This window comes from Citrobacter sp. Cpo148 (genome assembly GCF_030332375.1).
Taxonomy (GTDB): domain Bacteria; phylum Pseudomonadota; class Gammaproteobacteria; order Enterobacterales; family Enterobacteriaceae; genus Citrobacter; species Citrobacter portucalensis.
The window spans coordinates 227,389-242,995 of sequence record NZ_JAOWHY010000050.1 but is presented as its reverse complement, the minus strand read 5'-3'; the positions used below and the strand labels follow the sequence as shown (position 1 = coordinate 242,995).

The window sequence follows — 15,607 nt, the reverse complement described above, 5'->3', positions numbered from 1 at the left end:
AAATTCCAGGGAAGACTCTGAAATTTGTAAGTAACATTGAACGGCATAATAAATAAGCCGTCACATCGCATTCAGGAGCGCCATCTTGGCTAATTCACCCGCACATTACTCGGTGTTAACCGCCGCCCACTGGGGACCAATCCTCGTCGACACTGATGGTGAGACGGTTTTCTCCTCGCGTGGCGCGCTGCCCACCGCTCATCCCAACTCTTTGCAAACCGTGGTGCGCGACCAGGTTCACAGTAAAACGCGGGTACGTTTTCCGATGGTGCGTAAAGGGTTTCTCGCCTCGCCGGAAAACCCACAGGGCGTACGTGGGCAGGATGAGTTTGTTCGCGTCAGTTGGGACGACGCGCTGAATCTTATCCATACGCAGCATAAACGCATCCGTGACAGCTACGGCCCGGCCTCAATTTTTGCCGGTTCGTACGGCTGGCGGTCCAACGGCGTGTTACACAAAGCGGCGACCCTGTTACAGCGTTATATGGCGCTGGCGGGCGGTTATACCGGGCATCTGGGGGATTACTCGACGGGGGCTGCGCAGGCGATCATGCCGTACGTGGTGGGCGGGAACGAAGTTTACCAGCAGCAAACCAGCTGGCCGGTGGTGCTGGAGAACAGCGAGGTGGTGGTGTTGTGGAGCGCCAATCCGCTGAATACCCTGAAGATTGCCTGGAACGCGTCCGATGAGCAGGGCCTCGCGTACTTTGAGGCATTGCGCGACAGCGGTAAACGGTTGATCTGTATCGATCCGATGCGATCGGAAAGCGTCGATTTCTTTGGCGATAAGATGGAATGGATTGCCCCGCATATGGGGACCGACGTAGCGCTGATGCTGGGCATCGCGCATACGCTGGTGGAAAACGGCTGGCATGACGAGGACTTTCTCTCCCGGTGTACTACCGGATATGACCGTTTTGCCGACTATCTGCTGGGTAAATCTGACGATGTTGCAAAAACGGCAAAATGGGCGGCAGAGATTTGTGGCATTCCGGCAGCGAAGATACGCGAACTTGCGGCGATATTTCACCAAAATACCACCATGCTGATGGCCGGATGGGGCATGCAGCGCCAACAGTATGGCGAGCAGAAACACTGGATGATTGTCACCCTGGCCGCCATGCTCGGACAAATCGGGACGCCAGGCGGCGGTTTTGGGCTGTCGTACCATTTTGCCAATGGCGGCAACCCAACGCGCCGGGCTGCGGTGCTGGCTTCAATGCAGGGCAGCGTTAAAGGCGGCACCGACGCGGTAGATAAAATCCCGGTGGCGCGAATTGTCGAAGCGCTGGAAAATCCCGGCGGTTTTTACCAGCACAACGGCATGGACCGCCATTTCCCGGACATCCGTATGCTGTGGTGGGCGGGTGGCGCTAACTTCACCCATCATCAGGACACTAACCGTTTAATTCGCGCCTGGCAAAAACCGGAGCTGGTGGTCATCTCGGAGTGTTTCTGGACCGCAGCAGCAAAGCATGCTGATATCGTGCTGCCAGCAACCACCTCCTTTGAGCGTAATGATTTGACCATGACTGGCGATTACAGCAACCAGCACCTGGTGCCGATGAAGCAGGTCGTACCGCCGCAGGACGAAGCGCGAAATGATTTTGATGTCTTTGCCGAGCTGAGTGAGCGCTGGGAAAAGGGCGGATATGAACGGTTCACCGAAGGTAAAAGCGAACTGGCGTGGCTGGAGACTTTTTACAATATTGCCGGGCAACGTGGGGCCAGTCAGCAGGTGACATTGCCGCCTTTCGCCGAGTTTTGGCAGCGCAACGCCCTGATCGAAATGCCGGAAAACGCCGCCAGCGCACAGTTTATCCGTTTTGCGGATTTTCGCCGCGACCCGCAGGCGCATCCGCTGAAAACGGACAGCGGCAAAATTGAAATCTACTCCGCGAGGATTGCAGGTTACGGCTACGCGGACTGCGCGGGACACCCGATGTGGCTGGAGCCGGATGAGTGGTTCGGTAACGCTGAACCGGACCAGCTACAGCTGCTTTCCGCCCACCCGGCGCACCGTTTGCATAGTCAGCTTAACTACAGTGCGCTACGGGAGCAGTACGCGGTAGCGGATCGTGAGCCGATAACGATTCATCCGCAGGACGCCCACGCGCGCGGCATTGCGGATGGCGATACGGTCAGGGTGTGGAACCAGCGCGGGCAAGTTCTGGCGGGCGCGGTGGTGACGGCGGGTATTAAACCCGGCGTCATCTGTATTCATGAAGGCGCCTGGCCTGATTTGGATCTCGCAGCGAACGGTATTTGTAAAAATGGCGCCGTCAACGTGCTGACCAAAGATCTCCCCAGCTCGAAGCTGGGGAATGGCTGCGCGGGCAACACCGCGCTGGCGTGGCTTGAAAAATATAGCGGACCAACGTTGGCGCTTACGGCGTTTGATCCGCCTGCCAGCCCATAATCCACGTGGGGTGGTGAGTCTCTTCCTGCCATGCGCCGTCTTCAATACGAAAACCCAGCGCATGGTAGAAGTTCACCGCTGATTGATTCTTCTGGTAGACCTCAAGGCTGAGTATCGAAAAGCGCTGCTGGACATGCTGCACCAGCGCTTTGCCGATCCCGCTTCTGATGGCGGCAGGTGCGACAAACAGCGCGCCGAGAAAGCGGTCGTCAATCACGCTGGCAAAGCCTTTGAGCTCGCCTTCTTCTTCCCAAACCCAGGTTTGCGCGGCTGGCAGATAAACATCCCGCACCACGGATTCACTTTCGCGCCAGTAGCGCTCTTCGATAAATGGATGGGCATGGATTGTGCTTTCCATCCACAGCGCCAGAATTGACGGCAGATCTTCAGCCTTGGATTCACGAATCATGTTGTTCTCCCGGATAACAGATGCAACTGGTGACATGGTCGTTGACCAGGCCGCACGCCTGCATAAAGGAGTAACAAATCGTGGTGCCGACAAACTTAAATCCGCGTTTTTTTAATGCTTTAGACAGCGCGTCTGACGCAGACGTGGAGGTGGGAATATCGCTCAGATTGGCGGCGCGAGTCACTTGCGGTTGGTTATCAACAAATGACCAGACGAATTCGCTAAACGACTCTCCGTTTTGCGCCATCGTCAGAAAAGCGCGAGCGTTGCCGATAATGGCCTGAATTTTTCCGCGATGACGAATAATGCCGGCATCCAGTACCAGCCTTTCCACATCCTCTTCGGTCATGGCCGCCACTTTTTCCGGGTCAAAATGGTGGAAGGCGTGGCGATAGTTTTCCCGTTTCTTTAGCACGGTAATCCACGATAACCCGGCCTGCTGGCCCTCAAGGCAGATCATTTCGAACAGCTTTTTACCATCGGTTTCGGGGACGCCCCATTCCTTGTCGTGGTAGGCAATGTAAAGTGGGTCCTGGCTGACCCATCCGCAACGCTGCATATTCTTCCTCGCTGTTTTTACTGGCGTAAAAATTTCATTCGGCCCGCCTTGACGCGCCAGCTAAAAAGACAATATTTAATACAGGGCCTGATGGGCCCAATATCCTTCACACAATGACAATAATATCGCCGAATTCGGCTCTTTTCTGGAGTCGCGTTGATGATTATAAGAAACAGTAGTGGTCGCCAAAGGTTAACTCTGGCGAGCGTCGTAGTTTGTGCGCTGTCCATCAATACAGCATATGGCTGGCAACAAGAATATATCGTTGATGCGATGTCAGGGCATACGGCTGAACGTTATACATGGGACAGCGATCACCAACCACGTTATAACGACATTCTGGAAGAACGTATTCGTTCCACTCAGAACGTGGCGGGTCCCGTGGTGAATCTGGCGGATGAGACGCCTATGGATGCGACCAGCGGCATGAGTATGGGCTGGAACTTCCCGCTTTCCGGGCAGGTGACAACTGGTCCGGTTGCCGCTCTGCATTATGACGGTTCAACCACATCTACTTACAACGAATTTGGCGATAGCGCGACGTCGGTAACGCAGAACGATCCGCTGTGGCATGCCAGCGTGAGCTCGTTGGGCTGGCGAGTCAATTCGCAGTTCGGTGATGTGCGACCGTGGGCGCAAATCAGCTATAACCAGCAGTTTGGCGAGAATATCTGGAAGGCGCAGTCGGGTCTCAGTCGCATGTCAGCAGCGGGTCAGGGCGGTAATTGGGTGGATGTCACCGTCGGTGCGGATATGCTGTTGAACCCGCACATGGCGGCTTACGCAGCGCTTTCGCAGGCGGAAAACAGTACCAACAACAGCGACTATATGTACACCATGGGAGTGAGCGCCAAATTTTAACGTAAGTAATCAGCATATAAACATCTTTATTACATGTTGAGATCAACAATCACACGCACTCCAGCGATAGCGTGTACTAACTCATGCGATAAAATTCAGTAACCCGACTTTTTGTCTCGTCATTCATTCCGCATTCCAGGCATTTCATTCCGTCCTGGCGGCATTTCATGCCGTTTTCTCCTGCTCATAAAAGCGCTTCGGTATGGTTGTTGGCAGAGAATTTCCCATTTTGTTTATGCAGGAAGACTGCCATGAAAACTTCTGATTATCAGCGTACCCGCTGGCTGACACTGATCGGCACCATCATTACCCAATTTGCTTTAGGTTCTGTTTATACCTGGAGCCTGTTTAACGGTGCGCTCTCTTCTAAGCTTGATGCGCCAGTGAGTCAGGTTGCCTTTTCCTTTGGCCTGCTGAGCCTCGGGCTGGCGATTTCTTCTTCCGTCGCCGGGAAACTGCAGGAACGTTTTGGCGTGAAACGTGTCACCATGGCCTCCGGTATTTTACTGGGTGTCGGCTTCTTCTTAACCGCCCACTCTGACAGCCTGATTATGCTGTGGCTGAGCGCCGGTGTATTGGTTGGTCTGGCGGATGGCGCAGGCTACCTGTTAACACTTTCCAACTGTGTAAAATGGTTCCCTGAGCGTAAAGGGCTGATTTCCGCCTTTGCCATCGGTTCTTACGGTCTTGGCAGCCTCGGTTTTAAATTCATCGACAGCCAACTGTTGAGCACTGTGGGTCTGGAAAAAACCTTCATGATTTGGGGCGCGATTGTGCTGGTGATGATCGTCTTTGGCTCCACGCTGATGAAAGACGCGCCGAATCAGGAAGTGAAAACGAAAAATGGCGTGGTTGAGAATGACTACACCCTGGCGCAGTCCATGCGTAAACCGCAGTACTGGATGCTGGCAGTGATGTTCCTGACGGCGTGTATGAGTGGGCTGTATGTGATTGGCGTGGCGAAAGATATTGCACAAAGCCTGGCGCATATGGATGTGGCAACGGCGGCAAATGCAGTTACCGTCATTTCTATCGCTAACCTGTCAGGTCGTCTGGTTCTGGGGATTCTGTCCGACAAAATCTCTCGTATTCGCGTTATCACCATTGGGCAGGTCGTTTCGCTGGTCGGTATGGCGGCACTGCTGTTCGCCCCGCTGAATGATGCGACCTTCTTCGCGGCGATTGCCTGTGTAGCATTTAACTTTGGCGGTACCATCACCGTGTTCCCGTCACTGGTGAGCGAGTTCTTCGGTTTGAATAACCTGGCTAAAAACTACGGCGTCATTTACTTAGGTTTCGGTATCGGCAGCATTTGTGGTTCCATTATCGCCTCGCTGTTCGGCGGTTTCTATGTGACCTTCTGCGTTATCTTTGCGCTGTTAATTATCTCGCTGGCACTCTCCACCACCATCCGCCAGCCACAGCGTAGCGTATATACCGAGGCGCACGCCTAAACCTATTAGTAGTCTGATTAATACCTGGCGCATATATTTACAAAAATATATGCGTCATTTGCATTCTCCATAAGCACTTTTTCCCCCTCCTGTGGTCTACTTACCCGCGCCCGTAGACATTTCACTTCTGCTGTTGTCGCATTTTCCCCTGCCTGGTCTGTTTGACTACTGCTCAGGGTGTTTTAATCCCGATTCCCAGGGTTTGTTTGCATGAGATACATTAAGTCGATGACGCAGCAGAAACTCAGTTTCCTGCTGGCAATCTATATCGGTTTGTTTATGAACTGTGCTGTATTTTTCCGGCGCTTTAGCGGATACGCACACGAGTTTACCGTCTGGAAAGGACTCTCTGCGGTTGTTGAATTAGCCGGCACTGTGCTGGTGACCTTCTTTTTACTACGGCTTCTCTCTTTATTTGGTCGGCGCGCCTGGCGTGTCCTGACAACCTTAGTGGTGCTGTGTTCTGCCGGTGCCAGCTATTACATGACCTTCCTGAATGTGGTAATTGGTTACGGTATTATTGCCTCCGTAATGACCACGGATATTGATTTATCGAAAGAAGTTGTTGGCTGGCATTTTGTCGTATGGCTGGTTTCGGTCAGCATTTTACCGTTGGTTCTGATTTGGAGTAATCGCTGCCGCTATACCCTGATGAAACAGATCCGTACGCCTGGCATGAGATGGCGCAGCGTGGCGGTAGTTTTACTGGCTGGTCTGATGGTATGGGTCCCGATTCGCCTGCTGAGTATGCAACAGAGAAGCGTTGAGCGAGCAACGGGGATCGATTTGCCCAGCTATGGCGGGGTAGTGGCGAATTCCTATCTGCCGTCAAACTGGCTCTCCGCGCTGGGTCTGTACGCCTGGGCACAGGTGGATGAATCCTCAGATAACAAATCGTTGATGAACCCGGCGAAGAAGTTTACCTATGTTGCCCCCAAAAACCTCGACGACACCTATGTGGTCTTTATTATCGGCGAAACGACCCGCTGGGATCATATGGGGATTTTTGGCTATGAGCGTAATACCACGCCAAGGCTCGCCCAGGAGAAAAATCTGGCCGCCTTCCGTGGATATTCCTGTGATACGGCAACCAAACTTTCGCTGCGTTGCATGTTTGTGCGTGAGGGTGGGGCAGAAGAAAACCCGCAGCGTACTCTGAAAGAACAAAACGTCTTCTCCGTGCTCGGCCAGTTAGGGTTCAAGACCGATCTTTACGCGATGCAAAGCGAGATGTGGTTCTACAGTAATACCATGGCGGAGAACATCGCCTATCGTGAGCAGATTGGCGCAGAGCCACGTAACCGTGGCAAGAACGTTGACGATATGCTGCTGATTACCGAGATGCAGCAGTCTTTACAGAATAATGAAGATGGTGACAAGCATCTGATTATTCTGCACACCAAAGGCTCGCATTTTAACTACACCCAGCGCTACACCCGCGAATATGCGCAGTGGAAGCCGGAGTGTGTCAATGTTGATAGCGGTTGCTCGAAAGCTGAGATGATCAACTCATTCGATAACTCGGTAACCTATGTTGATCACTTTATTACCAAAGTGTTTGATCAACTACGCGATAAGAAAGCGATCGTGTTTTATGCCGCCGATCACGGTGAGTCGATTAACGAGCGCGAGCACCTGCACGGTACGCCGCGTAAAATGGCGCCACCTGAGCAGTTCCGCGTACCTATGATGGTGTGGATGTCTGACAAATATCTGGAAGACCCCGACCATGCGAAGGCGTTTGCACATCTTAAGCAAGAAGCTGATATGAAGGTGCCGCGTCGTCATGTGGAACTGTACGACACCATTTTGGGTTGCCTCGGTTATACCTCGCCAAATGGCGGTATTAACGAGAATAACAACTGGTGCCGTATCCCGGACGCGAATAAGGCTACAGCCCAGTAACTGAGCTGCTGACTTTCTCGCCGATCAAATGGCATTTTGATACTAAGGGATTGACGGGCGCGCAGCTGAGCAGTAAGATGCGCCCCGCATTCGGTGATTGGCGCAGCCTGGTAGCGCACTTCGTTCGGGACGAAGGGGTCGGAGGTTCGAATCCTCTATCACCGACCAAATTAGAAAAGCCCGCTCTCTGAGCGGGCTTTTTGCATTTGTGGCTTTTGTAGGCCTGATAAGCGAAGCGCCATCAGGCAAAACATCACGCTATAACAGATATTGCCGGATACGGCGCAAGCGCCTTATCCGGCCTACAGGCGGGCGTATTTTTTGTTTTTCCGACCCCACGTTTGACCTTCATTTTATCTGCAAAAATTGTGCACCACTTCCCACTGACTGTTAACGATTCTGTGACATATTCCATTGCCTTTTTTTATATTTGCTTGAAACTTTTTTTGCGCTACTTATGGCTGAAGCTGGCATTTTCCGCTGTGCGCTTTAACGTTCATGGTATTAATCGCTCAGATATGCAGCATTAATTTAGAAAGTTTGAATAAATTGCATAAATGTTAATCACCAAATGTTGCGAAATATGAAGATGTTTATTCTGGCATAGTGCGCGTAGCACAAATTTCCCTGCTGAAAATGTCCTTCCGCACTTTTTTTAATCTTTGTTTGTGAATTCTCACCGTTGGCGTAAATCACGGTGACCTGTATTGACGTTTTCACATTCTGTTGACAGATTGTAGGGTATGAGGGGCATTTCATGGAGAATCCGCACTGCAACTCAGTCGCTTATGTGAACGGAATCCCCATCCTCTTAACGCCGACCCGGCCGGGTAAAAAACAAAAAAGGCCAGGCGGTGCAAACCCACTGCAAAGGGTAAAACAACAAACATCACATTGGAGCAGAAGAATGAGTATTTCCTTGAAGAAGTCAGGGATGCTGAAGCTTGGTCTGAGCCTGGTGGCTATGACCGTCGCAGCAAGCGTACAGGCTAAAACTCTGGTTTATTGTTCAGAAGGATCTCCTGAAGGCTTTAACCCGCAGCTTTTCACCTCTGGCACCACCTATGATGCCAGCTCCGTACCGATCTATAACCGCCTGGTCGAGTTCAAAACCGGTACGACTGAAGTGATCCCGGGCCTTGCTGAGAAGTGGGAAATCAGCGAAGACGGCAAAACCTATACCTTCCACCTGCGTCAGGGCGTGAAGTGGCAGGACAACAAAGAATTTAAACCGACGCGCGATTTTAACGCCGATGACGTGGTGTTCTCTTTCGATCGTCAGAAAAATGCCCAGAACCCGTACCATAAAGTCTCTGGCGGCAGCTATGAATACTTCGAAGGGATGGGTCTGCCGGATCTGATCTCCGAAGTGAAAAAAGTGGACGATAAAACCGTTCAGTTCGTGCTGACTCGCCCGGAAGCGCCGTTCCTGGCTGACCTGGCGATGGACTTCGCTTCTATTCTTTCCAAAGAATATGCTGACAACATGCTGAAAGCCGGTTCTCCGGAGAAAGTGGATCTGAACCCAATTGGTACCGGTCCGTTCCAGCTGCAGCAGTACCAGAAAGACTCCCGTATTCTGTATAAAGCATTCGAAGGTTACTGGGGCACCAAGCCGCAGATCGACCGTCTGGTCTTCTCCATTACGCCTGACGCTTCCGTGCGTTACGCCAAACTGCAGAAGAACGAGTGCCAGGTGATGCCGTACCCGAACCCGGCAGACATCGCGCGCATGAAGCAGGATAAAAACATCAACCTGATGGAGCAGGCGGGTCTGAACGTTGGCTACCTCTCTTTCAACACCGAGAAGAAACCGTTTGATGACGTGAAAGTCCGTCAGGCGCTGACCTACGCGGTAAACAAAGAAGCGATCATCAAAGCGGTTTATCAGGGCGCTGGCGTTGCCGCGAAAAACCTGATCCCGCCGACCATGTGGGGCTATAACGACGACGTTAAAGACTACACCTACGATCCTGAGAAGGCCAAAGCGCTGCTGAAGGAAGCTGGTCAGGACAAAGGCTTTACCGTTGAGCTGTGGGCTATGCCGGTACAGCGTCCATATAACCCGAACGCACGTCGTATGGCAGAAATGGTTCAGGCTGACTGGGCGAAAATTGGCGTTCAGGCCAAGATTGTGACCTACGAGTGGGGCGAGTATCTGAAACGCGCCAAAGCGGGTGAGCATCAGGCGGTGATGATGGGTTGGACCGGTGACAACGGGGATCCGGACAACTTCTTCGCGACCTTGTTCAGCTGTGCGGCAGCGAAAGACGGTTCCAACTACTCTCGCTGGTGCTACAAGCCGTTTGAAGACCTGATCCAGCCGGCGCGTGCGACCGACGATCACAACAAACGTATTGAACTGTACAAGCAAGCTCAGGTTGTTATGCACGACCAGGCTCCGGCTCTGATTGTTGCTCACTCCACCGTGTACGAACCAGTGCGTAAAGAAGTGAAAGGCTATGTGGTTGATCCATTAGGCAAACACCACTTCGAAAACGTCTCTGTCGAATAATTAAAAGCAATTAAGGAAGCGCTGCGCCCCGGTGTTGTTTAGGCCGGATAAGCGCAGCGCCCTCCGGCGTAATGCTTTACCCGCGATGCAGTTTGCGTGGGATAAGATTTGTGAGCAATACAGACTCACGGTTCCAGGCCGTGCGTCATTAGAGAGAATCCGGGTTATGTTGCAGTTCATTCTCCGACGTTTGGGACTCGTCATCCCCACGTTTATCGGTATCACTCTTCTCACCTTTGCCTTCGTCCATATGATCCCCGGCGATCCGGTTATGATCATGGCGGGTGAACGTGGGATCTCCCCTGAGCGTCATGCTCAACTGTTGGCTGAACTCGGTCTGGATAAGCCGATGTGGCAGCAGTACCTCCACTATATCTGGGGGGTTATGCATGGTGATCTAGGTATCTCACTGAAAAGCCGCTTACCGGTGTGGGAAGAGTTCGTACCTCGCTTCAAAGCAACGCTGGAACTCGGCGTCTGCGCGATGATTTTCGCCGTCGCAGTGGGTATCCCGGTGGGTGTACTTGCTGCCGTTAAGCGCGGCTCCATTTTCGATCACACGGCAGTTGGCCTGGCGCTGACCGGTTACTCTATGCCGATTTTCTGGTGGGGCATGATGCTGATCATGCTGGTTTCCGTGCAGTTGAACCTGACGCCAGTTTCTGGGCGGGTGAGCGACATGGTGTTCCTTGATGATTCCAATCCGCTAACCGGCTTTATGCTTATCGACACCGCCATCTGGGGTGAAGAGGGCAACTTTATTGATGCGTTGGCGCATATGATCCTGCCTGCGATGGTGCTGGGTACCATTCCTCTGGCGGTCATTGTGCGTATGACCCGTTCATCGATGCTGGAAGTGCTGGGTGAAGATTACATCCGTACCGCGCGCGCCAAAGGCCTGACTCGTATGCGCGTCATCATTATTCACGCTCTGCGTAACGCGATGCTGCCCGTGGTGACCGTTATCGGCCTGCAGGTTGGTACGTTGCTGGCCGGGGCGATCCTGACCGAAACCATCTTCTCGTGGCCGGGACTGGGGCGCTGGCTGATCGATGCGCTGCAACGCCGCGATTATCCGGTGGTGCAGGGCGGGGTGCTGCTGGTCGCGACGATGATTATCCTCGTCAACCTGCTGGTAGACCTGCTGTACGGCGTGGTGAACCCGCGTATTCGGCATAAGAAGTAAGGGGCCATCATGTCACAGGTTACTGAAAATAAAGTTATTGCTGCACCGGTGCCGATGACTCCGCTGCAGGAGTTCTGGCACTATTTTAAACGCAACAAAGGTGCGGTTGTTGGGCTGGTGTACGTTGTGGTGATGATCCTGATTGCGGTCTTTGCCAACGTCCTCGCACCCTACAACCCGGCAGACCAGTTCCGCGATACGCTGCTGGCTCCTCCCGCGTGGCAGGAAGGCGGTACCATGGCGCATCTGTTTGGTACTGATGATGTAGGCCGCGACGTGTTGTCCCGCCTGATGTACGGTGCGCGTCTGTCGCTGTTGGTCGGCTGTCTGGTGGTAGTACTCTCCCTGCTGATGGGCGTGGTTCTTGGGCTGATCGCCGGTTACTTTGGCGGGATTGTCGATAACGTCATCATGCGTGTGGTCGATATCATGCTGGCATTGCCGAGCCTGTTGCTGGCGCTGGTGCTGGTGGCGGTATTTGGCCCCTCGATTGGCAACGCCGCGCTGGCGCTGACGTTCGTGGCATTGCCGCACTATGTCCGTTTGACGCGCGCCGCCGTGCTGGTGGAGGTTAACCGCGACTACGTCACCGCATCTCGCGTGGCGGGAGCCGGCGCGATGCGCCAGATGTTCGTCAACATTCTTCCTAACTGTCTTGCGCCGCTGATTGTTCAGGCGTCGCTTGGCTTCTCTAACGCCATTCTCGATATGGCTGCCCTCGGCTTCCTGGGGATGGGCGCACAGCCGCCTACGCCGGAATGGGGCACCATGCTCTCTGACGTTCTGCAGTTTGCCCAAAGCGCCTGGTGGGTTGTGACCTTCCCGGGGCTGGCGATCCTGTTGACGGTGCTGGCATTTAACCTGATGGGTGACGGTCTGCGTGACGCGCTCGATCCCAAACTGAAGCAGTAAGAGGTTCGAGATGGCGTTATTAAATGTAGATAAATTATCGGTGCATTTCGGCGACGTAGGTTCCGAATTCCGCGCCGTAGACCGCATTAGCTACAGTGTGAATCAGGGTGAAGTGGTTGGCATTGTAGGAGAGTCCGGCTCTGGTAAGTCCGTCAGTTCGCTGGCGATTATGGGACTGATTGACTACCCAGGCCGCGTTATGGCCGAAAATCTGGAGTTTAATGGTCGCGACCTGAAGCGCATCTCTGAGAAAGAGCGTCGCCAGTTAGTGGGCGCGGAAGTGGCGATGATCTTCCAGGACCCGATGACCAGCCTTAACCCCTGCTACACCGTCGGCTACCAGATTATGGAAGCCATTAAAGTGCACCAGGGCGGCAACAAAAAAACGCGTGTTCAGCGGGCAATAGACCTGCTGACGCTGGTGGGGATCCCCGATCCGGCCTCGCGTCTGGATGTATATCCTCACCAGTTGTCCGGTGGGATGAGCCAGCGCGTGATGATCGCGATGGCGATAGCCTGTCGTCCGAAACTGCTGATTGCCGACGAACCGACAACGGCGCTGGATGTGACTATTCAGGCGCAGATCATCGAGCTACTGCTGGAATTGCAGCAAAAAGAGAACATGGCGCTGGTCTTAATCACGCACGATCTGGCGCTGGTGGCTGAAGCGGCACACAAAATCATCGTGATGTACGCCGGTCAGGTGGTAGAAACCGGAGCCGCGCAGGATATCTTTCGCGCGCCGCGTCATCCTTACACCCAGGCGCTGCTGCGCGCGCTGCCTGAGTTTGCTCAGGATAAAGCACGTCTGGCCTCGCTGCCGGGCGTGGTTCCCGGGAAATATGACCGCCCGAGCGGCTGTTTGCTGAACCCACGCTGCCCCTATGCGACCGACAAATGCCGCGCTGAAGAACCTGAACTGAACCTGCTGGAAGGCGGTCGTCAGTCGAAATGCCACTACCCACTTGATGATGCCGGGAGGCCTGGGCTATGAGTACGCAAAAGGCCACTTTGTCACAGCCGCTGTTGCAGGCTATTGATCTGAAAAAACACTACCCGGTGAAAAAGGGCATGTTCGCCCCGGAGCGCCTGGTGAAAGCGCTGGATGGCGTCTCCTTTACCTTAGAGCGTGGTAAAACGCTGGCGGTAGTAGGCGAGTCGGGCTGTGGGAAATCCACCCTTGGCCGCCTGCTGACGATGATTGAAGTCCCGACCGGCGGTGAGCTGTATTACCAGGGACAGGATCTGCTTAAGCACGACCCGCAGGCGCAAAAGCTGCGTCGGCAGAAAATCCAGATTGTATTCCAGAACCCGTACGGTTCCCTGAACCCGCGTAAGAAAGTGGGGCAGATTCTGGAAGAGCCGCTGCTGATCAACTCCACGCTCAGCAAAGAGGAGCGTCGTGAAAAAGCGCTGGCGATGATGGCGAAAGTGGGGCTGAAAACCGAACACTACGACCGCTATCCGCATATGTTCTCCGGCGGTCAGCGTCAGCGTATTGCCATCGCTCGCGGTCTGATGCTTGACCCGGACGTGGTGATTGCCGATGAACCGGTCTCAGCGCTGGACGTCTCGGTGCGTGCGCAGGTGCTGAATCTGATGATGGATTTGCAGCAGGAACTGGGGCTGTCATACGTCTTTATCTCGCACGACCTGTCGGTGGTCGAGCACATTGCCGATGAAGTGATGGTGATGTATTTAGGCCGCTGCGTGGAGAAAGGGACGAAGGACCAAATCTTCAATAATCCGCGTCATCCGTACACGCAAGCGCTGCTCTCCGCAACGCCGCGTCTGAACCCGGACGATCGCCGTGAGCGTATCAAGCTGACCGGTGAACTGCCAAGCCCGCTGAATCCGCCGCCGGGCTGCGCGTTTAACGCCCGCTGCCGTCGTCGCTTTGGTCCGTGTACCCAGCTTCAGCCGCAGTTGAAAGATTACGGCGGTCAACTGGTGGCTTGTTTTGCCGTTGACCAGGATGAAAACTCACAGCAATAAACCTGGGTTATGACCCGATAACCGGAGCCTTGTGCTCCGGTTTTTTTATATTTTCTCTTTACGTCCACAATGTGAGTCCTTTGGCAGAACATTATTCCACAGCGTCTAGAATGTAGTCAGATTCCCTCTAGTCACAAAAATATCTATTTCGCAGTTGCTAACTACCAGGAGCAAATGTGGTCACGATACGCTGGGATATTAAAACAATTGATCGTCTGTCGATGGTTGAGGATGTCCTGAAGGAATTTTCCTGCTGTGATATCAATATCATCTCCATGAAAGTCACGCCTGGGCGGATCCTGATTAAATCCTGGTGCCGCCAGCTACAGGATATTTCCTGTGTGCAATCCTGTTTAAGCCAGCGCGCCGATATTATTCATGTCGCTTACCTCTGTGAGGAGATAAGCGAACTGTCAACGCCGGAGCCGGAACGCCCGCGCTATTTCTCTGACATTATTTGCAGCAGCCAGAGCATGCACGCGCTTATCGAAAAGGCGATAAAAATTGCCGACAGCAAATATACCGTTCTGATCCGTGGCGATACGGGGACCGGTAAAGAGCTGCTGGCCCGGGCTATCCATAATTCCGGGCAGCGACGTTTTTATCCGTTTATTCCGGTCAACTGCTCTGCGCTACCTGAGTCGCTAATGGAGAGTGAATTCTTTGGCTATGAGAAAGGGGCTTTCAGCGGCGCGGATTGTAAAGGCAAAAAAGGGCTGTTTGAAATGGCCGATAAAGGCACCCTTTTTCTCGATGAGTTTGGCGAAATGTCGCTGAGCTTACAGGCTAAACTCCTGCGCGTGCTTCAGGATGGCGGGATTCGGCGCGTTGGCGGAGCGCATATTATTCCGGTCAATGTGCGCATTATTGTGGCAACCAATGCCAATCTGGAAGAGATGGTAGAACAACGTCTGCTGCGCGCCGATCTCTATTACCGCATCAACGTGCTTTCACTGACCATTCCACCTTTGCGCGAGCGTCCACAGGATATCAGCCTGCTGATTCGCCACTTTGTGCAGAAATACGCAAAGGAATTCCAGCGGCGGATCATTCTGGATAAAGCCTGTTTTGATGCCCTGCACCATCACACCTGGCCGGGAAACGTGCGCGAACTGGAAAATACCATTATTCGCCTGATGCTGATGGCGGAATCCGATGTTATTACGCGGGAAGAATTAGGGATGGTGAATTTGCCTGCCGTTGAGCGGGGCCCGACAGAACGTCCTTTTAAAGAGCAGGTTCTGTGTGCTGAACGCCAGCTCATTGAACAGATGGTGGAAGATAATGTGTCGTCACGGCATATCGCCAAAGCGCTGGGCGTGTCGCACACCACGGTGCTGAATAAAATTCGCGGCTATCAGCTGGAGAGTGTGAGTTAAGCGCCGCCAGCGT

At 53.4% G+C, this 15,607-nt stretch carries 12 protein-coding genes and 1 tRNA gene; 11 read left to right on the top strand and 2 right to left on the bottom strand.

The window, feature by feature from the left end:
- Nucleotides 1-85 precede the first annotated feature (85 nt).
- Complete coding sequence (locus OGY10_RS22450; protein ID WP_048215333.1) at nucleotides 86-2,419, top strand: molybdopterin guanine dinucleotide-containing S/N-oxide reductase; 2,334 nt, start codon at nucleotides 86-88, stop codon at nucleotides 2,417-2,419.
- Here the strand turns inward: OGY10_RS22450 and OGY10_RS22445 are convergent.
- Both OGY10_RS22445 and tag read right to left on the bottom strand, forming a co-directional pair.
- A complete protein-coding gene (locus OGY10_RS22445; protein ID WP_003827401.1) occupies nucleotides 2,388-2,828 on the bottom strand; it encodes an N-acetyltransferase in 441 nt (146 codons plus the stop codon). The two genes, OGY10_RS22450 and OGY10_RS22445, sit on opposite strands and share 32 nt — an antisense overlap.
- The gene (tag, locus tag OGY10_RS22440; protein WP_032945325.1) at nucleotides 2,818-3,387 is read right to left on the bottom strand and encodes a DNA-3-methyladenine glycosylase I; all 570 of its coding nucleotides are present in this window, start codon (nucleotides 3,385-3,387) and stop codon (nucleotides 2,818-2,820) included. Before tag ends, OGY10_RS22445 begins: the two co-directional genes overlap by 11 nt.
- 159 nt (nucleotides 3,388-3,546) lie before the next feature.
- Between tag and OGY10_RS22435 the strand changes: the two genes are divergently transcribed.
- The 10 genes from OGY10_RS22435 (at nucleotide 3,547) to OGY10_RS22390 (ending at nucleotide 15,594) form a co-directional block, all read left to right on the top strand.
- Complete coding sequence (locus tag OGY10_RS22435; protein ID WP_060682928.1) at nucleotides 3,547-4,248, top strand: autotransporter outer membrane beta-barrel domain-containing protein; 702 nt, start codon at nucleotides 3,547-3,549, stop codon at nucleotides 4,246-4,248.
- A 251-nt stretch (nucleotides 4,249-4,499) separates the two neighbouring features.
- Entirely contained in the window at nucleotides 4,500-5,702 is a 1,203-nt protein-coding gene (locus tag OGY10_RS22430) for an L-lactate MFS transporter (RefSeq protein WP_020996062.1), read from the top strand.
- 210 nt (nucleotides 5,703-5,912) lie between these two features.
- A complete protein-coding gene (gene eptB / locus OGY10_RS22425) occupies nucleotides 5,913-7,607 on the top strand; it encodes a kdo(2)-lipid A phosphoethanolamine 7''-transferase (RefSeq protein ID WP_167820497.1) in 1,695 nt (564 codons plus the stop codon).
- Between the two features lie 91 nt (nucleotides 7,608-7,698).
- Nucleotides 7,699-7,775 (top strand) — tRNA-Pro (locus OGY10_RS22420).
- 739 nt (nucleotides 7,776-8,514) lie between these two features.
- Nucleotides 8,515-10,122 (top strand): dipeptide ABC transporter periplasmic-binding protein DppA, encoded by a 1,608-nt coding sequence (gene dppA, locus OGY10_RS22415; RefSeq protein ID WP_003827414.1) that lies wholly within the window; start codon nucleotides 8,515-8,517, stop codon nucleotides 10,120-10,122.
- A gap of 166 nt (nucleotides 10,123-10,288) precedes the next feature.
- Entirely contained in the window at nucleotides 10,289-11,308 is a 1,020-nt protein-coding gene (gene dppB / locus OGY10_RS22410) for a dipeptide ABC transporter permease DppB (protein WP_032945322.1), read from the top strand.
- A 9-nt stretch (nucleotides 11,309-11,317) separates the two neighbouring features.
- Nucleotides 11,318-12,220 carry a dipeptide ABC transporter permease DppC gene (gene dppC / locus OGY10_RS22405; protein ID WP_003024315.1) on the top strand — a complete coding sequence of 301 codons (903 nt, stop codon included), beginning with the start codon at nucleotides 11,318-11,320 and terminating at the stop codon, nucleotides 12,218-12,220.
- A 10-nt stretch (nucleotides 12,221-12,230) separates the two neighbouring features.
- Entirely contained in the window at nucleotides 12,231-13,214 is a 984-nt protein-coding gene (gene dppD / locus OGY10_RS22400) for a dipeptide ABC transporter ATP-binding protein (RefSeq protein ID WP_048236981.1), read from the top strand.
- Nucleotides 13,211-14,215, top strand: a complete 1,005-nt coding sequence (gene dppF, locus OGY10_RS22395; protein WP_286577423.1) for a dipeptide ABC transporter ATP-binding subunit DppF — start codon at nucleotides 13,211-13,213, stop codon at nucleotides 14,213-14,215. Before dppD ends, dppF begins: the two co-directional genes overlap by 4 nt.
- 176 nt (nucleotides 14,216-14,391) lie before the next feature.
- Entirely contained in the window at nucleotides 14,392-15,594 is a 1,203-nt protein-coding gene (locus tag OGY10_RS22390; protein ID WP_057067482.1) for a sigma-54 interaction domain-containing protein, read from the top strand.
- The last annotated feature ends 13 nt before the right edge of the window (nucleotides 15,595-15,607 follow it).

Coding starts and splice junctions, on each gene's coding strand:
- OGY10_RS22445 (WP_003827401.1), bottom strand. CDS start 2,828: ATGATTCGTGAATCCAAGGCTGAAGATCTGCCGTCAATTCTGGCGCTG.
- tag (WP_032945325.1), bottom strand. CDS start 3,387: ATGCAGCGTTGCGGATGGGTCAGCCAGGACCCACTTTACATTGCCTAC.
- OGY10_RS22435 (WP_060682928.1), top strand. CDS start 3,547: ATGATTATAAGAAACAGTAGTGGTCGCCAAAGGTTAACTCTGGCGAGC.
- OGY10_RS22430 (WP_020996062.1), top strand. CDS start 4,500: ATGAAAACTTCTGATTATCAGCGTACCCGCTGGCTGACACTGATCGGC.
- eptB (WP_167820497.1), top strand. CDS start 5,913: ATGAGATACATTAAGTCGATGACGCAGCAGAAACTCAGTTTCCTGCTG.
- dppA (WP_003827414.1), top strand. CDS start 8,515: ATGAGTATTTCCTTGAAGAAGTCAGGGATGCTGAAGCTTGGTCTGAGC.
- dppB (WP_032945322.1), top strand. CDS start 10,289: ATGTTGCAGTTCATTCTCCGACGTTTGGGACTCGTCATCCCCACGTTT.
- dppC (WP_003024315.1), top strand. CDS start 11,318: ATGTCACAGGTTACTGAAAATAAAGTTATTGCTGCACCGGTGCCGATG.
- dppD (WP_048236981.1), top strand. CDS start 12,231: ATGGCGTTATTAAATGTAGATAAATTATCGGTGCATTTCGGCGACGTA.
- dppF (WP_286577423.1), top strand. CDS start 13,211: ATGAGTACGCAAAAGGCCACTTTGTCACAGCCGCTGTTGCAGGCTATT.